The sequence below is a fragment of the Bosea sp. BIWAKO-01 genome, from assembly GCF_001748145.1.
Classification (GTDB): domain Bacteria; phylum Pseudomonadota; class Alphaproteobacteria; order Rhizobiales; family Beijerinckiaceae; genus Allobosea.
Map to the genome: position 1 here is coordinate 3459226 of NZ_BCQA01000001.1, position 16857 is coordinate 3476082.

Sequence of the window (16857 nt, forward strand, 5' to 3'; positions counted from 1 at the left end):
CTGGGGATTGTTTTATGCCTCAGCCGCGCGACATGTTCAGCGGCGGCTTCACTGCCCCGGGCAGTGGCGAGACATAGCCGTCCTTGCCGACACGGGTCTTCAGGTCAGCCTTTGCCGCAGCCAACAGGGCGGGGTCCGAGAGCACGGCGGCTCCGGTCGCTGCCATCGCCTTGGCAACCTGGACCATGGCCTTGTGCGCGGCCGGGCTCTTGCCCTGCGCCACCACCTGCCAGGTGTGGAAAGGTGTGCCGATCGCGACCGTTGGCGCGTGAGCCTGAACCGTCGGCACGACCCAGCTGACATCGCCGACATCCGTCGAGCCGATCATCGGATTGCGCGGCGCGTCGAGCGGGACGACGAAATCGGCAAGCGGAGCCTCTGTTTCAGGCAGGCCGATCGAGCGCCAGGAGGAAGCGATCTCCTGAGGCGAGAGCGTCGCGCGGATATCGCGGGCGAAGGCGCGGTCGGTCTCGTCGAAATGCGGAGCGCCGAGTTCCTCGAGAATGCCGTGCATCGCGTTCTCGAGCGGGGTGTTGCCGACGACGTTCGAGACGGCGCTGATGATGCGCATCTCCATCTTGGTCTCGGTCATCAATGCCGCGCCTTCGGCGATCTTGCGGACGCGTTCGACGAGCTCGAGCATGCCGGGCAGATCGCGCGCGCGAATCGAGTAGCGGACGCGAGCATGCGCCTGCACGACGTTGGGGGCGATGCCGCCCGTATCAAGCAGTGCGTAATGCACGCGCGCGTCGCTTGGCATGTGCTCGCGCATATAGTTGACGCCGACACTCATCAACTCGACGGCGTCGAGCGCGCTGCGGCCGAGATGCGGCGAGGCCGCAGCATGGGCGGCGCGGCCGGTGAAGATGAAATCGGCACGCGTATTGGCGAGCGAGAGGGGAGGGGTGACCTCCCAGAAGCTCGATGGGTGCCAGGAAATCGCGACATCGGCGTCGTCGAAGGCACCCGAGCGGACCATGAAGGCCTTGGCCGCGCCGCCTTCCTCGGCCGGGCAACCATAATAGCGCACGCGCCCCGGGATCTTGTTCTCGGCCAACCAGTTCTTCATCGCTGTCGCGGCGAGCAGTGCGGCGGAGCCGAGCAGGTTATGCCCGCAGCCATGACCATGACCGCCATCCTCGAGCGGCTGGTGCGTGGCAACACCCGCCTCCTGGCTGAGGCCGGGGAGTGCGTCATATTCGCCGAGGAAGGCGATGACCGGGCCGCCTTCTCCGGCCTCGCCGATGACGGCCGTCGGGATGTCGGCGACGTTCTCGGTGATCCGAAAGCCCTGGTGGCGCAACTCGGCGACATGCTCGGCCACGGAACGCTGCTCGGTATAGCAGACCTCGGGCATGCCCCAGACCCGTTCGCTCAGCGCAATGAAGCGCTCCTTGCTTGCGTCAACCTGGCGCCAGAGGTCGTTTCGATTGTCCATTTTTATCTCGCTTCTAAGTGTTTCCGCATTTGAGCAAGCCAGGAGAGTCTCGTCCAGTCAGTTCCAAGCGGGACTGCAAGGCGCTGCGCTGCATGGTTGACGCGCTCTTTGGCACATGCCTTGCTGGCGGCTGCTTGAGGGAAGAGCAGGGGGCGCAAGACCCCCAAAGTTTTGTCAGTTGCCGATTGGCGGAGGGTATGTATGAACGAACACGACCTGCGAGGTTTGATCGCGGATGTGAAGGAAGGTGGCCTGTCGCGGCGCTCCTTCGTGCAGAAGATGGTGGCGCTGGGACTGAGCGCACCGATTGCGACCCAGATGCTGGCCTGGAACGGCGTCGCGATGGCGCAGCCGGCCGACGACTACAAGCCGACCAAGGCCGGCGGTGGCGGGCCGCTGAAGATCCTGCTCTGGCAGGCACCGACCCTGCTGAACCCGCATTTCGCCAGCGGCACAAAGGACCAGGAGGCCTCGCGCGTCTTCTATGAACCACTCGCCGGCTGGGATGCCGAGGGCAACCTCATTCCTTGCCTCGCTGTCGAAGCCCCTTCCAAGGAGAATGGCGGCCTCTCAGCCGACGGCAAGACGGTGACGTGGAAGCTGAAGCAGGGCGTCAAATGGCATGACGGCAAGCCGTTCACGGCCGACGACGTCGTCTTCACCTGGGAATATGCCGCCGATCCGGCGACAGCCGCCTATACGACCGGCTCCTACAAGGACATCAAGGTCGAGAAGGTCGATGACCATTCCGTCAAGGTCATCTTCGCCGAGGCGACGCCGTTTTGGGCCGATGCCTTCGTCGGCGTCGCCGGCATGATCATACCGAAGCATCATTTCGGCGAGTACAAGGGCGCCAAGTCGCGCGAGGCTCCGGCCAACCTGAAGCCTGTCGGCACCGGCCCCTATAAGTTCACCGACTTCAAGCCAGGTGACATCGTCACTGGTGAACGCAACCCCGACTATCACGTCAAGAGCCAGCCGCATTTCGACACGATCGAGGTCAAGGGCGGTGGCGACGCGGTCTCGGCGGCACGCGCCGTACTGCAGACCGGCGAGTTTGACTATGCCTGGAACATGCAGGTCGAGGACGAGATCCTCAAGCGCATGGAAACCGGCGGGCGTGGGCGCGTGCTGGCGGTTCCCAGCGGCAATATCGAGTTCATCATCCTCAACACCACGGATCCGTGGACCGAGGTCGACGGCGAGCGTTCCAGCGTCAAGACCAAGCACCCGACGCTGAGCGATCCGGCCGTGCGCCAGGCGATCAACCTGCTGATCGACCGCGATTCGATCCAGAAGTTCATCTATGGCCGCGGCGGCACCGCGACGGCGAGCTTCGTCAACGAGCCGAAGATGTTCAAATCGAAGAAGCTGAAATACGAGTTCAGCGTCGACAAGGCGAACAAGATCCTCGACGACGCCGGCTGGAAGAAGGGTGCCGACGGCATCCGCGAGAAGGACGGCAAGAAGCTCAAATACGTCTTCCAGACATCGATCAATGCTCCGCGCCAGAAAACCCAGGCGATCATCAAGCAGGCCTGCCAGCGCGCCGGCATCGATCTCGAGCTGAAGTCGGTGACGGCGTCCGTGTTCTTCTCCTCGGACGTCGCCAACCCGGACACCTACACCAAGCTCTACTGCGACATGGAGATGTACACCACGACGCAGCCGCAGCCGGATCCAGAGCGTTTCCTGAACCAGTTCACCTCGTGGGAGATCGCCAACAAGGAGAACAAGTGGCTGGGCCGCAACGTCTCGCGCTACGCCAGCAAGGAAGCAGATGAGGCCTACAAGGCTGCACAGAAGGAGCTCGACCCAGCCAAGCGCGCTGCGCTGCTGATCAAGGTCGACGAGATCTTCTGCGAGGCCAATGTCATCCTGCCGCTGCTGTCGCGCACGCGTGTCGCCGCGGCTGCCAACAACCTGATGCCGAAATACAGTGGCTGGGACAGCGACGTCTGGCGACTGGCAAGCTGGTATCGCAGCTAGTAGAAGCGGCCAATCCGTTCGCGAAAGCGCACTGCTCTCTCGCGAACGGTGAATGCCGACCGTTCCTTGACCGGCCGGAGTCGGATCATCGCAGGGGCGTCTTCGTCGCTCCCTGCATCCTCCGGTTCCGGTTTATGGTCCCGATCCGTACGCTTACAGAGACCTGTGCATGGCGAGTTACCTCATAAGGCGATTGCTCATCGCCATTCCGAGCCTTCTGGGCATCAGCCTGATCCTGTTTACGGTTCTGGCACTGGCGCCTGGTGACCCGTTCGAGGAGCTCGCGACCAATCCCAATGTGCCTCCCGAAGTCCGGATGGCGTTGCGCGCAAAATTCGGCATCGATGATCCGGTCATGGTGCGCTATGTGCGCTGGCTGACGGCCATGGCGCAGGGCGACTGGGGCTTCTCCTTCGCAAGCCGAATCAATGTCGACGATCTCATCCTGCAACGGGTGCCGACGACACTTTTCGTTGTCGGTAGCTCTCAGCTGCTGGCGCTTGCGATCGCGCTGCCGGTGGGCATCTATGCCGCGACGCGGCCCTATTCGGTCTTCGACCAGATTGCCAACACGCTCGCCTTCGTCGGCTTCTCGCTGCCGACGTTCTTCACTGGCCTGCTCTTCATCCTGCTGTTCTCGATCAAGCTGGACTGGCTGCCCTTCGTTTATCGCTCGGATATCGCGGCGACGGGCTGGCGCTGGTACTGGGAAATGGTGCGACAGGCGCTGATGCCGATCCTTGTGCTCGGCCTCTTCCAGGCAGCCTCCTATACGCGCTATGTGCGCTCCGCCGTGCTCGACGTCGTCAGGCTCGACTATGTCACCACCGCCCGGGCAAAGGGCCTCAGCGAGAAGAAGGTGACGATCCGGCATGTGGCGCGCAACGCGCTGATCCCGGTCGTCACGCTGGTTGCGCTGCAGATGCCGGCGGTATTCGGCGGCGCCATCGTTACGGAACAGATCTTCCGGGTGCCCGGCATCGGCTCGCTGCTGATCACGGCGATTCTCGCCAATGACACCCCTGTCGTCATGGCGGTGACCTTCGTCTTCGCCTGCCTCGTCGTTTTCTTCAACCTCATTGCGGATCTCCTTTATGGCTGGCTCGACCCTCGTATCTCCTTCCGCTGAGCCGACTTCCGGCTCGCCGGCGCGGAGCGTGTCGGTCTCGCCAGCGCGCGAGACCTGGCGCCGCTTCCGCCGACACCGCCTGGCGATGATCAGCACGATTGTGCTCGGCCTGCTTGTGCTCGGCGTCGTCATCGGCCCTTGGCTCTGGCCTGTGGCGATCAACGATATCGACTTTGCGGCGCAACTGCAGACGCCCTCCTGGAGTCATCCGTTCGGCACCGATGATCTCGGCCAGGATATCCTGGCGCGGATGATCTATGGCGGGCGCATCTCGCTCGCTGTCGGCCTCGCGGCCATGGTGGTCGCCACGTTCGTGGGCGTCGTCGTTGGTGCGGTCGCCGGCATGTCGCGCGGCTATGTCGACTCCTTCCTGATGTGGGTCACCGATCTCTTTCTGTCGCTGCCGCAGCTGCCGCTGCTGCTGCTGGTGATCTATCTGTTCCGCGAACAGCTCAAGGCCGTTTTCGGGCTTGAGGGCGGCGTCTTCGTCCTGATCGTCGTCGTCATCGGCGGGCTACGCTGGATGCCTGTCGCCCGCCTCGTCCGGGCCCAGTTCTTCTCGTTGCGCGAGAAGGAGTTCGTCGAGGCGGCGCGTGCGTCGGGCGCGACGAAATGGCGGCAGGTCGTCAGCCACATCCTGCCCAACGCGATGGGACCGGTCATCGTTGCCGGCACCATCGAGGTGTCGTCGGCGATCATCGCCGAATCGACCCTGTCCTTCCTTGGTCTCGGCTTCCCGCCGGACATCCCGACCTGGGGGCGGATCCTGTTCGACGCAAAGGATCATCTCGATGTCGCCCCGCACTGGGCCTTGTTCCCCGGCGCCGCGATCTTCCTCACCGTTCTCTCGATCAACTTCATTGGCGATGGCCTGCGCGACGCGCTCGACCCGCGCCGCGTGATCTAGGAAAGACTGGAAAGCCTCAGCATGACCTCTCCCATTCTCTCCGTTTCGCATCTGACCACCTCGTTCCGTGTCGAGGGGCAGTGGCGCTCCGTGGTCCGCGACGTTTCCTTCGATATTGGGCCGAAGGAAACGGTGGCGGTCGTCGGCGAGTCCGGCTCCGGCAAGAGCGTGACGGCGCTCTCCATCATGCGGCTGACACCGCCCGGCTCGAGCAAGATCGAGGGCTCGATCAAGCTTGCCGGCAAGGAACTGCTGACCTTGCCCGATGCCGATATGCGCCATATCCGCGGCAACGAAGTCGCGATGATCTTCCAGGAGCCGATGACGAGCCTGAATCCGGTTCTGACCATCGGCTTCCAGATCGCCGAGGCGCTGATCCTGCATCGCGGCCTGTCGCGCAGTGCAGCCGAAGCCGAGACGATCCGGCTCTTGGAAAAGGTCCGGATTCCGGCGGCGAAGTCGCGCTTCAACGAATATCCGCACCGCTTCTCCGGCGGCATGCGCCAGCGCGTGATGATCGCGATGGCCTTGGCCTGCAAGCCGAAGCTCCTGATCGCGGACGAGCCGACGACGGCGCTCGACGTGACGATCCAGGCGCAGATCCTCGAGCTCATCAAGAGCCTGCAGGATGAGGAGGGCATGTCCGTCCTCTTCATCACCCACGACATGGGCGTGGTCGCCGAGATCGCCGACCGCACGGTGGTGATGTATAACGGCCAGGCGGTGGAGACCGGCGCCACCGAGGATATCTTCGCCCGCGCCACGCACCCCTATACCCGCTCGCTGCTTTCGGCGGTGCCGAAGCTGGGCTCGATGATCGGTCACAAGCGGCCGATGCGCTTCCCTGTCGTCGATCGGGCGACGGGCCTGTCCGATGTTCCGACGGAGACCTCCGACACCGTGGCGCATGCCGAGCGCCCGGTGCTCGAGGTCAATGGGCTGACCACCCGTTTCGAAATTCGCGCCGGGCTGCTCGGTGGCGTCAAGGGCCGGGTCCATGCGGTCGAGAACGTTTCATTCAGCCTGCAGGCGGGCGAGACGCTGGCGCTGGTTGGTGAATCCGGTTGCGGCAAGTCAACGACGGGACGCTCGGTGATGCGGCTGATCGAGCCGCTCTCCGGCTCTGTGCTCCTCGATGGCGAGGATGTGCTGAAGCTCGACCAGCGGACGCTGCGCGACCGGCGCAAGCGCATGCAGATGATCTTCCAGGACCCCTTCGCCAGCCTCGACCCGCGCATGAATGTCGGCGCGGCGATTGCCGAGCCGCTGCTGATCAACAAGCTCGCGACGCGCTCGGAGGCCCGTGACAAGGTCGCCGAATTGCTGCGTCGCGTCGGGCTTCAGCCCGAAATGGCGAGCCGCTTTCCGCACGAGTTCTCGGGCGGCCAGCGCCAGCGCATCTGCATTGCGCGCGCGCTCGCGGTCGAGCCGCGGCTCATCGTGGCGGATGAATCCGTTTCGGCGCTCGACGTCTCGGTCAAGGCGCAGGTAATTAACCTGATGCTCGAACTGCAGGAGCGGATGAAGCTCGGCTATCTATTCATCTCGCACGACATGGCGGTGGTCGAGCGCGTCAGCCACCGGGTGGCCGTGATGTATCTCGGCGAGATCGTCGAGATCGGCCCCCGCGAGGCGATCTTCGGCAATCCGCAGCACCCCTATACCAAGCGCCTGCTTGCGGCGGTGCCGGTGCCGGATCCGGCGCGGCGCCTCGAGAAGCGTCCGGTCTCGAACGACGAGATCAAGAGCCCGGTGCGTGCACCCGACTACGTCCCGCCGATCCGCCAGTTCCGTGAGGTTTCACCTGGCCATGCCGTGATGATCTGGGGCGAGGAATGGGAAAAGCCAGCGGTGGTGGCGAAGGTGGCTTGAGGCCCCTGAAGCGAGGGCCCTTGCCCCCGCTTCCCCGACATAGGTCACGACCGCCGGGCCAGAAGCTGGCCCGGCGGTTTTTTATGCCCCGGGTGCCGGCCACCGACTGATCTGAAGCCGGCCTTCGCTAGCACGATCCGGCAGAAGCATTTGAGCCGCTCGGGCTCGTCGCGCGGGATCGACCGGCCGCTGATCTGCCTAGCTTGTTACGCCTTGAATACGTTTGCGCCACTAATTCCGTGTCGCGCGCAGGCGTTGCGCGTGTCCACGATCAGCTGGGCGTGCTCGACCAGAAGCCGGTAGTCGACGATGTCGTGATCTGTCGCGATGAGAACCGCATCGAAGCCAGCCAGGGCTTCCGCATCGAGAACCGGAATCCCCTGCTTCCCGGTCAGCTCCGGGTATTCGCGCGTCGGCCGGATCACTGGCACATGGGGGTCGTGGAACTCGACATGGGCGCCCCGCCTTTCGATGAGCTCGATCAGCTTGAGCGCGGGGCTTTCCCGCATGTCGTCGATATTCTTCTTGTAGGCGATACCCAGCACGAGGACACGGGCATCGCTGAAATTCTTGCGGCGCTGCGTGTCGACCAGTTCCGCCAGGCGGTTCACCACCAGATAGGGCATGTGGGTGTTGACCTGGCCTGCTAGCTCGATGAAGCGCGTTGTGATGTCATACTCGCGCGCCTTCCACGTCAGGTAGAAGGGGTCGATCGGGATGCAATGGCCACCGAGGCCTGGGCCGGGATAGAAGGGCATGAAGCCGAAGGGCTTGGTCTTTGCCGCCTCGATGACCTCCCAGATGTCGATGTCCATCGCGCTGTAGACCTGCTTCAGCTCGTTGACGAGCGCGATATTGACTGCCCTGAAGATGTTCTCTGTCAGCTTGACGGCTTCCGCGGTCGCGGTTGATGAAACAGGCACCGTTCTGACCACAAGTGCGCCGTAGAGCGCGTCCGCCATTGCCAGGGCATCTGGTCCGTCGCCCCCGACCACTTTCGGGATATCCGACGTGCCGAAGCTGGGGTTACCCGGATCCTCGCGTTCAGGCGAGTAAGCCAGGAAGAAATCCTGCCCGCTTGCCAGCCCCGATACGCTTTCCAGGATCGGACGCATTACCTGGTCTGTGGTACCGGGATAGGTCGTCGATTCCAGCACGATCAGTTGGCCGCGCTGCAATCGGGGCGCGATCGCCTCTGCGGTCTTGACCACATAGGACATGTCCGGCTCGCGGTGCCGCGTCAGCGGCGTCGGCACAGCTATGAGCAGAGCGTCCGGCTCGGACAGCCGATCGAAGTCGGTTGTGGCGGCGAACCGGCCGCTGCTGATGCCCTCCGCGATCGGTTCGGACGGGATGTGCTTGATATCGCTCTGGCCGGAATTGATCAGCGCGACACGGGCCCGATCGATATCAAAGCCGATGACGCTGAAGCCCTTGCGCAGCGCCGTCAATACGAGTGGAAGGCCAACATAGCCCAGGCCAATGATGCCGATGGTCAAGGAGCGATCATGGGCGCGCTCGATGAAGCGCTGCGCGGCTTCAGAATTCACATTGCACTCGCGCTTTACGCCGAACTCGTGGAGCGGCTGTTTCGTGCGTGAGCTTGTTCCAGACTTGCGAAAACGCGTCAACACAAGCTGGGAGGAGGAGCTCCATGGGCCTGTCGGAACGCCGGCTAATCCTTGTAGAGGCTCTTGAAATACCGGTTGATGCCCTCAAAATCGACGGTAGCGCCGTGATTTCGTTCGCAGAGAATCTGGGGGTGGAAGTACCAGTCGTCGAAGCCGACATTCAGCCGATCATAGCCTGCCAGGGCTAGCAGGCGCCTGATCTCCTCCCGGCGGGGTTCGACGAAATTGTGCTCGATGGTGAAGAGCGGGATCCGGTGGCGAGCCAGATCGATGCTGCGCAGGATGTCGAGTTCGGAGCCCTCGGTATCGAGCGAGACATAGTCGAAGCCGTTCAACGCGAAGTCGCCCATCGCCGCGATCTCGTTGAAGGTGATGGTCTCGACCTGGATCAGGCCCTTCTCAGCGATGACCTGGCGACGGTGCCTGGAATAGCCGTCGCTATCGGCGAATTCCTCGAGCGTGCCGATCTCCTGGGAGGCGACGAAGTCGAGGATCCTGCCCGATTCGCGATAGACCGCCCTTTCCAGGCAAATGGCGGTTCGATTCTGCCGGAGCTTAGCGAAAAGATCGGGATTGGGCTCGACTACCACACCTGTCCAGCCATGCTCGGTCTCAAGAAAGTAGCTGTTGCTGTGGAGGACGCCGTCGAAGGCGCCGATCTCGGCAAAGCGACCACCCCGCCTGCCATTGCACATGGCGAAGACCCAGCGCTCCTGCTCGATCTGCGAATTGGTCGGCATCTCGTAAGCAAGGCGTGGATCGAAGGGGCGCGTGTCGTCAAATCCGATCGTCATCTGCTACCCCGTCGACCAGTCCTGGCACCCCGGCATATGCCGTGCTCGCCTTGATCATGTCTTGAAACCACGGCCGGCCCCAGGGCAGGATATTCACCTGCCGCGAGGGCTGCCGCTTCCGTGGTCACAGTAGGTCGGAGGTGGCTCAATGGATCTCCGGTTCCGCCACCTTGGCCGTGCCCTCCAGATAGTCGAAATCGCAGCCCTTGTCGGCTTGCTGGATATGGGCGGCGGACATGCGGCCATAGCCGCGAGCATAATTACGGTCGGGCGGCGACCAAATGGCGAGGCGTTCCGTGATTTCGTCGTCGCCAAGTTCCACGGAGATGCTGCGAGCCTCGACGTCGACGACGATGATGTCGCCGGTCTGAACCGCGGCGAGAGGACCCTTGATATAGGCTTCCGGAGCGACATGGAGCACGCAGGCGCCGTAGCTGGTGCCGGACATTCGGGCATCCGAGATGCGCAGCATGTCGCGCACGCCCTGCTTCAGCAGCTTTTTGGGAATGGGCAGCATGCCCCATTCCGGCATGCCGGGGCCGCCGACCGGGCCGCAGTTCTTCAAGACCATGACGTGATCGGCGGTGACATCGAGGTTTTCGTCGTTCACCGCGCGCATCATCGCGTCATAATCCTCGAAAACCAGGGCCGGGCCGCGATGCCTGAGCAGCCGTGGCTCCGCGGCGGAGGGTTTGATGACACAGCCGTTAGGCGCGAGATTGCCCTTCAGGACTGCAAGCCCGTTGGCAGTCGAGACGGCTCTGTCGAGCGGACGGATGACATTGTCGTCATAGACCTTTGCGAGCGCGATTGTTTCGGCAAGAGGCTTGCCGGTCACCGTCATGGCGTCGGTATGGAGCTTGCTTTCCAGCTGCTTCAACAGAGCGGGGAGACCGCCGGCATAGAAGAAATCCTCCATCAGGAAATCGCCTGACGGCCGCAGGTTCGCGATCACCGGCACCGTGCGCGAGAAGGTGTCGAAATCCTCCGGCGTCAGCGGCACGCCGGCCCGACCCGCCATCGCGATCAGGTGGATGATCGCATTGGTCGAGCCCGCTACCGCCATATGGACGGTGAGCGCGTTCTCAAAGCTCTTGCGGGTCAGGATGCGGTCGGGCGTCAAATCCTCCCAGACCATCTCGACGATACGCTTTCCCGCAGCCGCCGCCATGCGGGGGTGAGCCGCATCGGCGGCGGGGATGGCGGAGGCGCCCGGCAAGGTGAGGCCGAGCACCTCGGCATGGCTCATCATGGTCGCGGCGGTACCCATCACCATGCAGGTGCCGTGCGAACGGGCGATGCCGCTTTCCATCTCGCGCCACTGATCGTCGGAGATGTTGCCGGCCTCCTTCTCAGCCCAGTATTTCCAGACATCGGCGCCCGAGCCTAATACCTTGCCGGCCCAGTTGCCCCGCAGCATCGGGCCGGCAGGCACGAAGATGAAGGGCAGGCCGGCACTGCAGGCGCCCATAATCAGGGCGGGCGTGGACTTGTCGCAGCCGCCGAGCAGCACCGCGCCGTCGAGTGGATGGGAACGGATCGATTCCTCTGCCTCCATCGCCAGGAAGTTGCGGTAGAGCATCGTCGTCGGCTTCTGATACTGCTCGGAGGCCGACATTACGGGGATTTCGACCGGGAAGCCGCCGGCTGCCCAGACCGCGCGCTTCACCGCCTCGGCCCGGTCGCGCAGATGGGTGTGGCAGGGGTTGATCTCGGACCAGGTGTTGAGGATGCCGATGACCGGCTTGCCCATGAACTCCTCGTGATTGAGGCCCATCTGCAGCGCCCGCGAGCGATGACCGAAGGAACGCAGGTCGCTGGCGCCGAACCAGCGCCTGCTGCGCAGCGTCTCGGGCGTCTTGCGGGGGTGGGGCATGGTGCTTCCTCGGATATTTCTTGTTTGTGGTTCTGACCGCCATTGTGCGCGTCGCGAAGCCGTCCGCTAGCGGCAATGCGGGATGCATGCCTTGTCGGGGTGCTCTGCGATCAAGCTTGCGGCTATTCCGCGGCTGCTTGCCGTGCGCCCCAGCCAGCAACGACACGGCGCAGCTCGGTGCGCTCGCTCTCGTTCAGCTCGGGAAGGCCGGGCAGGCGGACGGGGCCGACTGGCGTGCCCAGCAGGCCGAGCGCCTCCTTGACCACGGTCACATTGGCTCCATTGCCGTACTTGGTGCGCAGGGTCTCGAAGCCGACGATCTCATCGACCAGACGTCGGGCGAGTTCATAGTCGTTGCCCTCCAGTGCCCGCCAGATCGCCAGGGAGCGTTCGGGCGCGACATTCACCAAGCCCGAGGTGAAGCCACGAGCGCCGAGCGCGTGGAACGGTGCGGCCCAGCCTTCGGCCAGTCCGCAGATCCAGTTCGCGCTGGTGCCCCCGGTCGCGCGCACGCACTCGGCCAGCAGCATCATGTTGTTCGACGCGAACTTCACGCCGGCGACATTGGCGTGGGTCGCGACGCGGGCGAGGTCCCTCACGCCGATCGCGTCGGAGCGGATATAGGCGACGACCGGGATCGGCAGAGTTTCGGCAATGGCGAGAATATAATCGGCTTGTGATTGCGGCGCGGCAAAGGGGTCGAGCGGGTGATGCACCATCACCCCATCGCAACCGGCCGCAGCTGCGAGTTTGCCGGTCGCGATCGCTTCGCGAAGGGAGCGGCCGATGCCGGCCGTGACCAGCGCCTTGCCAGCCGCAGCTTCGGCGGCGACGGCATGGCTGCGGACGACCTCGTCGGTGGTCATCGGGTAGAACTCGCCGGTATTTCCGGCCGAGACGATATTGTGGATGCCGGCCTCCGCAATGCGCCGGACGATCTGGCCGGTCAGGGCCCAGTCGGCTTCGCCGTCGCCCTTCCAGGCTGTGACATGCACACCGGAAATTCCCCGCAACGCGGTCCGCAAACGGTCATTCGTCATAGGCCAATCCCTCCGCATCGGAGCCGAACACCTGGCGCACATGGCTCTTGGCCGAACGCACGATATGGCTCCTCATTCGCTGCTCGGCGAGCTGCGGCTTGCGGGCAGCCAGCGCCTCGAAGATCCCCTGATGCTCGCCAAAACCCTGGCGGCGTTCGTCCTGCTCACCGAGCAGCGCGATGCGCTGGGCGTGATCATACATGCGCTGCCCGTCGAGCCGGCGCTCGAGATAGGTGCAGCCTGAGATTCGGTGGATCGCGCCGTGATAGGCTTCGTTCAGATTGACGAGGTCCTCTAGTGCGCTGTGCTCGGTCGCGTGCGCCATGTCGTCGATCAGCCGCGACATGTCGCGGATCTCGGTGTCGCTGATGCGATTGGCGGCGATATGCGCCATCACGCTTTCGATCGCGGCGCGGCCTAGCGCCATCTCCAGAGCCTGGCGCGCGGAGAAGAGTACGAATACACCGCGTCGCGCCTCGGTGCGGACAAGCCCCTCGCCTTCGAGCTTGCGGATCGCATCCTTCACGGGTGTCGTGCTGACGCCGAGCATCTCGGCGAGTTGGCGCTCGTTCAGCCTCTCGCCGTTCTGGAAGCTGCCGGCAACGATCGCCCGGCGCAGACGCTCATGCACGTGCTCGCGCAAGGAGCGCAGCAGGTGAGGGGCGACGGGTTCGATCGTTGTGGTCTCGCTCATCATGGTTCCGGCATTCTGTGCGTGAGGGGCTGCCGAATCCCGGGCGGGCTCCGGCGTTCCGCTCTGCATCGCCGCATCAAACACCACAAACATCAAGTCGGAACAAGTCTGAAGTTTCAGATTTCAAATCTGAAATGCTGTGCTATGTGGTGGGGCAACGAACCCGATAAGGGTCGAGCCGGCGCGAATTGCGCAGGCGCTGCAACAAGGGAGGAAGCCCTGATGAGCTTGACGCGACGCGCGGCGATGGCCGCCGCCTGCCTGATGATCGCACCGGCTGCCCTGGCGCAGTCGGACTATCCTTCGAAAGTCGTGACCATCGTGGTGCCCTTCGCGGCCGGCGGCACGACCGATCTTCTCGGACGAATCCTGGCTGAGCGGCTGGCCGTGCGGCTCAATGGCAAGTTCATCGTCGAAAATCGGGCGGGCGCAGGCGGCAATACCGGTGTCGCGGCTGTCGCGAGGGCGCCGGCCGATGGCTATACGCTGACCATGGGCACGGTCTCGACCCATGCGATCAATCCGGCCGTCTACAGCAAGATGCCCTATGACCACATCAAGGATTTTGCGCCGATCTCGCAGGTGGCGAGTGTGCCGAATATCCTGATGGTCAATCTCGACTTGCCGGCAAAGTCGGTGCCTGAACTCATCGAACTGCTGAAGAAGAACCCGGGCAAATATTCCTTCGGCTCGTCTGGCGCCGGCACCTCCACGCATATGGCGGCCGAGCTGTTCAAGGTTGCGACGGGTACCGACATGGCCCATGTCCCCTACCGATCAAGTGGTCAGGTGACCCAGGATCTGCTCTCCGGCCAGATCCAGATTTCCTTCGACAACATCACGATCGCCTGGCCGCATGTGGAAGCCGGCAAGATCAGGGCGCTGGCCACAGCAACGCCAGAGCGGTTGGCCGTCGCCAAGGACCTGCCGGCGCTGTCCGAGTTCATTCCGGGCTATGCCGCGACCTCCTGGCACGGCTTTTTCGCTCCTGCAGCGACGCCAAAGCCGATCGTCGACAAACTTTCTGCCGAGGTGCAGGCGATCATGCGCGAGCCGGTCACGGTCGAGCAACTCAGGAAGCTCGGGGTCGACCCCGTCGGCTCGAACCAGGCCGATTTCACCGCCCATATCGCCGCCGAAACCAAGCGCTGGGCCGAGGTGGCGCAGAAGGCGAATGTAAAGATCGAATGAACCGCGATTGCCGTGGCCTGAACAAGGGCGTTGCTCTGGGGCTGCGCGGTGTAGCGGTGCCGGAGCGGCGCTCATTAACGTCGTATGCCGCCTCCTTTGAGCGAATGAGGATCACCTTCCGATGACGTCCGTGCTGACCCCCGAAAATCGCGAAAAACTGAAGCGCGTCTCCAGTGCTACGCTGACGACTGCTCTGTTCAAGCGTGGCTTCCGCAATGCCTTCATCCAGGACGTGCGGCCGCTCGGAACTGCGGCCCCTCGGATGGTTGGCGAGGCCTATACGCTGCGCTACATCCCGGCGCGTGAGGATCTCGACCATCTCGGCGTCTTCGCGGATTTCGAGCATCCCCAGCGCAAGGCGGTCGAGGCTTGCCCGCCGGGCCATGTCATGGTGATCGACAGCCGCAAGGATGCGCGCGCAGCGTCTGCCGGCGGCATTCTTGTCTCGCGGCTGATGCAGCGGGGAGTCGCCGGAGTTGTCACTGATGGCGGCTTCCGGGATTCGCCCGACATTGCCCAGATGCCGTTCCCGGCCTTTCACAGCCGGCCGAGCGCCCCGACCAATCTGATCCGCCACCACGCCGCCGATATTAATGTCCCGATCGGCTGTGGCGATGTGCCGGTATTCCCCGGTGACATCGTCGTCGGGGACGGCGAGGGAGTCTGCGTGATCCCGGCGCATCTCGCCAATGAGATCGCCGAGGAGGCCTATGAGCAGACGGCCTATGAGGATTTCGTCGAAGAACGTGTCCGCGCCGGCGAGACCATTTTTGGACTTTATCCGGCCAATGCGGAGACCAACGCGAAGTTCGCGGTCTGGCGGACGGGATGGGCCTGAAGCAGGGGCGGTGAGCCAAAGGCAGGGCCTGCTAGTAGCGGGTCGAACAGGCAGAGGCGAAAGTCGGGACGAGATGGCCTAATCGTGCCGCCATCAGTCCACAGCGCTGCTTCATTCTGGGCCGGACAAAGCAATTCCCTGCTTGCAGGGATCTCCCAGTGATTTTCCTGGCTCAATCGAGGCGTTTTGGCCTGCTGCCGGTTCTGTGGACGCTCAGTTAAGCTAATCCCACCTTCTTTTCGAACTCGGCCGGGCTGATTTAGCCGATGGTCGAGTGCCTGCGGATGGTGTTGTAGAACCGCTCGATGTAGTCGAACACGTCCGCCCTGGCGGCGTCGCGGGTTCGGTAGACCTTGCCCCTGATCCGCTCGGTTTTCAGGGATGAGAAGAAGCTCTCCATCGCGGCGTTGTCCCAGACGTTGCCAGATCGGCCCATCGAACAGGTGACGCCGTTTTCAGTTAAGAGCTCCTGGAAGTGCTGGCTGGTGTATTGGCTGCCTTGATCGGAGTGATGCAGCAACGCGTCCGGCTTGCCCCGGCGCCAGATCGCCATGATGAGCGCGTCGATGACGAGTCCCGCCGTCATCTCGGCCTTCATCGACCAGCCGACGACACGGCGCGAGAACAGGTCGATCACGGCCGCCACATAGAGCCAGCCTTCCGCCGTCCAGACGTAGGTGAAGTCGGCGACCCAGCGCTGGTTTAGACGCGTCGCGGTGAACTGACGATCGAGCACATTGGGTGCGATAACCGATGTGAGGCGCGCGCCTTCGTCCTTCGGCAGGCCACGCCGCCTGGGGCGTGCTCGCAGGGGACGCCATCTGCCAGGACATCGCGCCAGACACGGCGGGCACCATAGGTGCGGTCGCTGGCCTTGAAGCTCGCATAGACCTTGGCGCCAACCACCTCGTCGTCCTGGGAGCGCTGGCTCGGCGAGCGGGTCAGCCAGGCATGGAACCCCGAACGAGAGACATCCAGCGCGTCGCAAAGCCATGCCACCGGCCAGATGGAACGGTGCCTCGCGATGAATGAGAACCTCATATCGCTTCCCTCGCGAAGTAGGCTGCGGCCTTTTTTAGGATGTCGCGCTCCGCCTTGAGCTTGGCGACCTCACGCCGCAAACGCTCGATCTCAAGCTGCTCTGGCTTCATCTGGCCGTGCCCAGGAAAGGCCTGCCCCCGGATCGGCTGCAAACTCCTTCACCCATTTGCGCAGGACGTTCTCATGGACGCCGAGATCCCGCACCGCCTGTGCGACGCTCACCCCACGTTCCCTGATCAGGCGAACTGCCTCGATCTTGAACTCACGCCCAAACCGTCTTCGCTGCATACGCCACCTCCGGCTTCATGAAACACCCAATCTCGGTGTCCACGAAACCGGCAGCAGGCCAGAACGCGGGAGATGCCCAAGCTCGTCTAGCTGTCGAAGCTATGAAGATTGTTCATCCGGGGCGGTGCT

12 protein-coding genes and 1 pseudogene are annotated in these 16857 nt (G+C 63.5%); 6 read left to right on the forward strand and 7 right to left on the reverse strand.

Annotation, left to right across the window (positions count from 1 at the left end; genetic code table 11):
* Window positions 1–19: 19 nt before the first annotated feature.
* Window positions 20–1438: a M20 family metallopeptidase gene (locus tag BIWAKO_RS16005; protein ID WP_069879503.1), complete on the reverse strand. Its 1419-nt coding sequence runs from the start codon at window positions 1436–1438 to the stop codon at window positions 20–22.
* A gap of 201 nt (window positions 1439–1639) precedes the next feature.
* On the opposite strand from BIWAKO_RS16005, the gene BIWAKO_RS16010 reads away from it, so the two are divergent.
* The 4 genes from BIWAKO_RS16010 to BIWAKO_RS16025 all read left to right on the forward strand — a co-directional run bounded on the left by BIWAKO_RS16010 (window position 1640) and on the right by BIWAKO_RS16025 (window position 7335).
* Complete coding sequence (locus tag BIWAKO_RS16010) at window positions 1640–3427, forward strand: peptide ABC transporter substrate-binding protein (protein ID WP_069879504.1); 1788 nt, start codon at window positions 1640–1642, stop codon at window positions 3425–3427.
* Window positions 3428–3596: 169 nt separating this feature from the next.
* Window positions 3597–4556, forward strand: a complete 960-nt coding sequence (locus BIWAKO_RS16015; RefSeq protein ID WP_069879505.1) for an ABC transporter permease — start codon at window positions 3597–3599, stop codon at window positions 4554–4556.
* Window positions 4522–5463, forward strand: coding sequence for an ABC transporter permease (locus tag BIWAKO_RS16020; protein WP_069879506.1), 942 nt, complete (start codon window positions 4522–4524; stop codon window positions 5461–5463). Before BIWAKO_RS16015 ends, BIWAKO_RS16020 begins: the two co-directional genes overlap by 35 nt.
* A 21-nt stretch (window positions 5464–5484) precedes the next feature.
* Window positions 5485–7335, forward strand: a complete 1851-nt coding sequence (locus tag BIWAKO_RS16025; protein WP_141740105.1) for an ABC transporter ATP-binding protein — start codon at window positions 5485–5487, stop codon at window positions 7333–7335.
* A gap of 206 nt (window positions 7336–7541) precedes the next feature.
* Here the strand turns inward: BIWAKO_RS16025 and BIWAKO_RS16030 are convergent, their stop codons facing one another.
* The 5 genes from BIWAKO_RS16030 to BIWAKO_RS16050 form a co-directional block, all read right to left on the reverse strand.
* A complete protein-coding gene (locus BIWAKO_RS16030) occupies window positions 7542–8885 on the reverse strand; it encodes a nucleotide sugar dehydrogenase (RefSeq protein ID WP_084651455.1) in 1344 nt (447 codons plus the stop codon).
* Window positions 8886–9010: 125 nt separating this feature from the next.
* The gene (locus BIWAKO_RS16035) at window positions 9011–9760 is read right to left on the reverse strand and encodes an FkbM family methyltransferase (RefSeq protein WP_069879507.1); all 750 of its coding nucleotides are present in this window, start codon (window positions 9758–9760) and stop codon (window positions 9011–9013) included.
* 145 nt (window positions 9761–9905) lie between these two features.
* Complete coding sequence (gene araD, locus BIWAKO_RS16040; protein ID WP_069879508.1) at window positions 9906–11636, reverse strand: L-arabinonate dehydratase; 1731 nt, start codon at window positions 11634–11636, stop codon at window positions 9906–9908.
* Between the two features lie 122 nt (window positions 11637–11758).
* Complete coding sequence (locus tag BIWAKO_RS16045) at window positions 11759–12676, reverse strand: dihydrodipicolinate synthase family protein (protein WP_069879509.1); 918 nt, start codon at window positions 12674–12676, stop codon at window positions 11759–11761.
* A complete protein-coding gene (locus BIWAKO_RS16050) occupies window positions 12666–13370 on the reverse strand; it encodes a GntR family transcriptional regulator (RefSeq protein WP_244523459.1) in 705 nt (234 codons plus the stop codon). The genes BIWAKO_RS16045 and BIWAKO_RS16050 overlap by 11 nt, the downstream gene beginning before the upstream one ends.
* Before the next feature lie 222 nt (window positions 13371–13592).
* On the opposite strand from BIWAKO_RS16050, the gene BIWAKO_RS16055 reads away from it, so the two are divergent.
* A complete protein-coding gene (locus tag BIWAKO_RS16055) occupies window positions 13593–14561 on the forward strand; it encodes a Bug family tripartite tricarboxylate transporter substrate binding protein (RefSeq protein ID WP_069879510.1) in 969 nt (322 codons plus the stop codon).
* A gap of 121 nt (window positions 14562–14682) precedes the next feature.
* The gene (locus BIWAKO_RS16060) at window positions 14683–15399 is read left to right on the forward strand and encodes a ribonuclease activity regulator RraA (protein WP_069879511.1); all 717 of its coding nucleotides are present in this window, start codon (window positions 14683–14685) and stop codon (window positions 15397–15399) included.
* Between the two features lie 259 nt (window positions 15400–15658).
* On the opposite strand, the pseudogene BIWAKO_RS16065 reads toward BIWAKO_RS16060, so the two are convergent.
* Window positions 15659–16728 (reverse strand): annotated as a pseudogene (locus BIWAKO_RS16065) (IS3 family transposase).
* Between the last annotated feature and the right edge of the window lie 129 nt (window positions 16729–16857).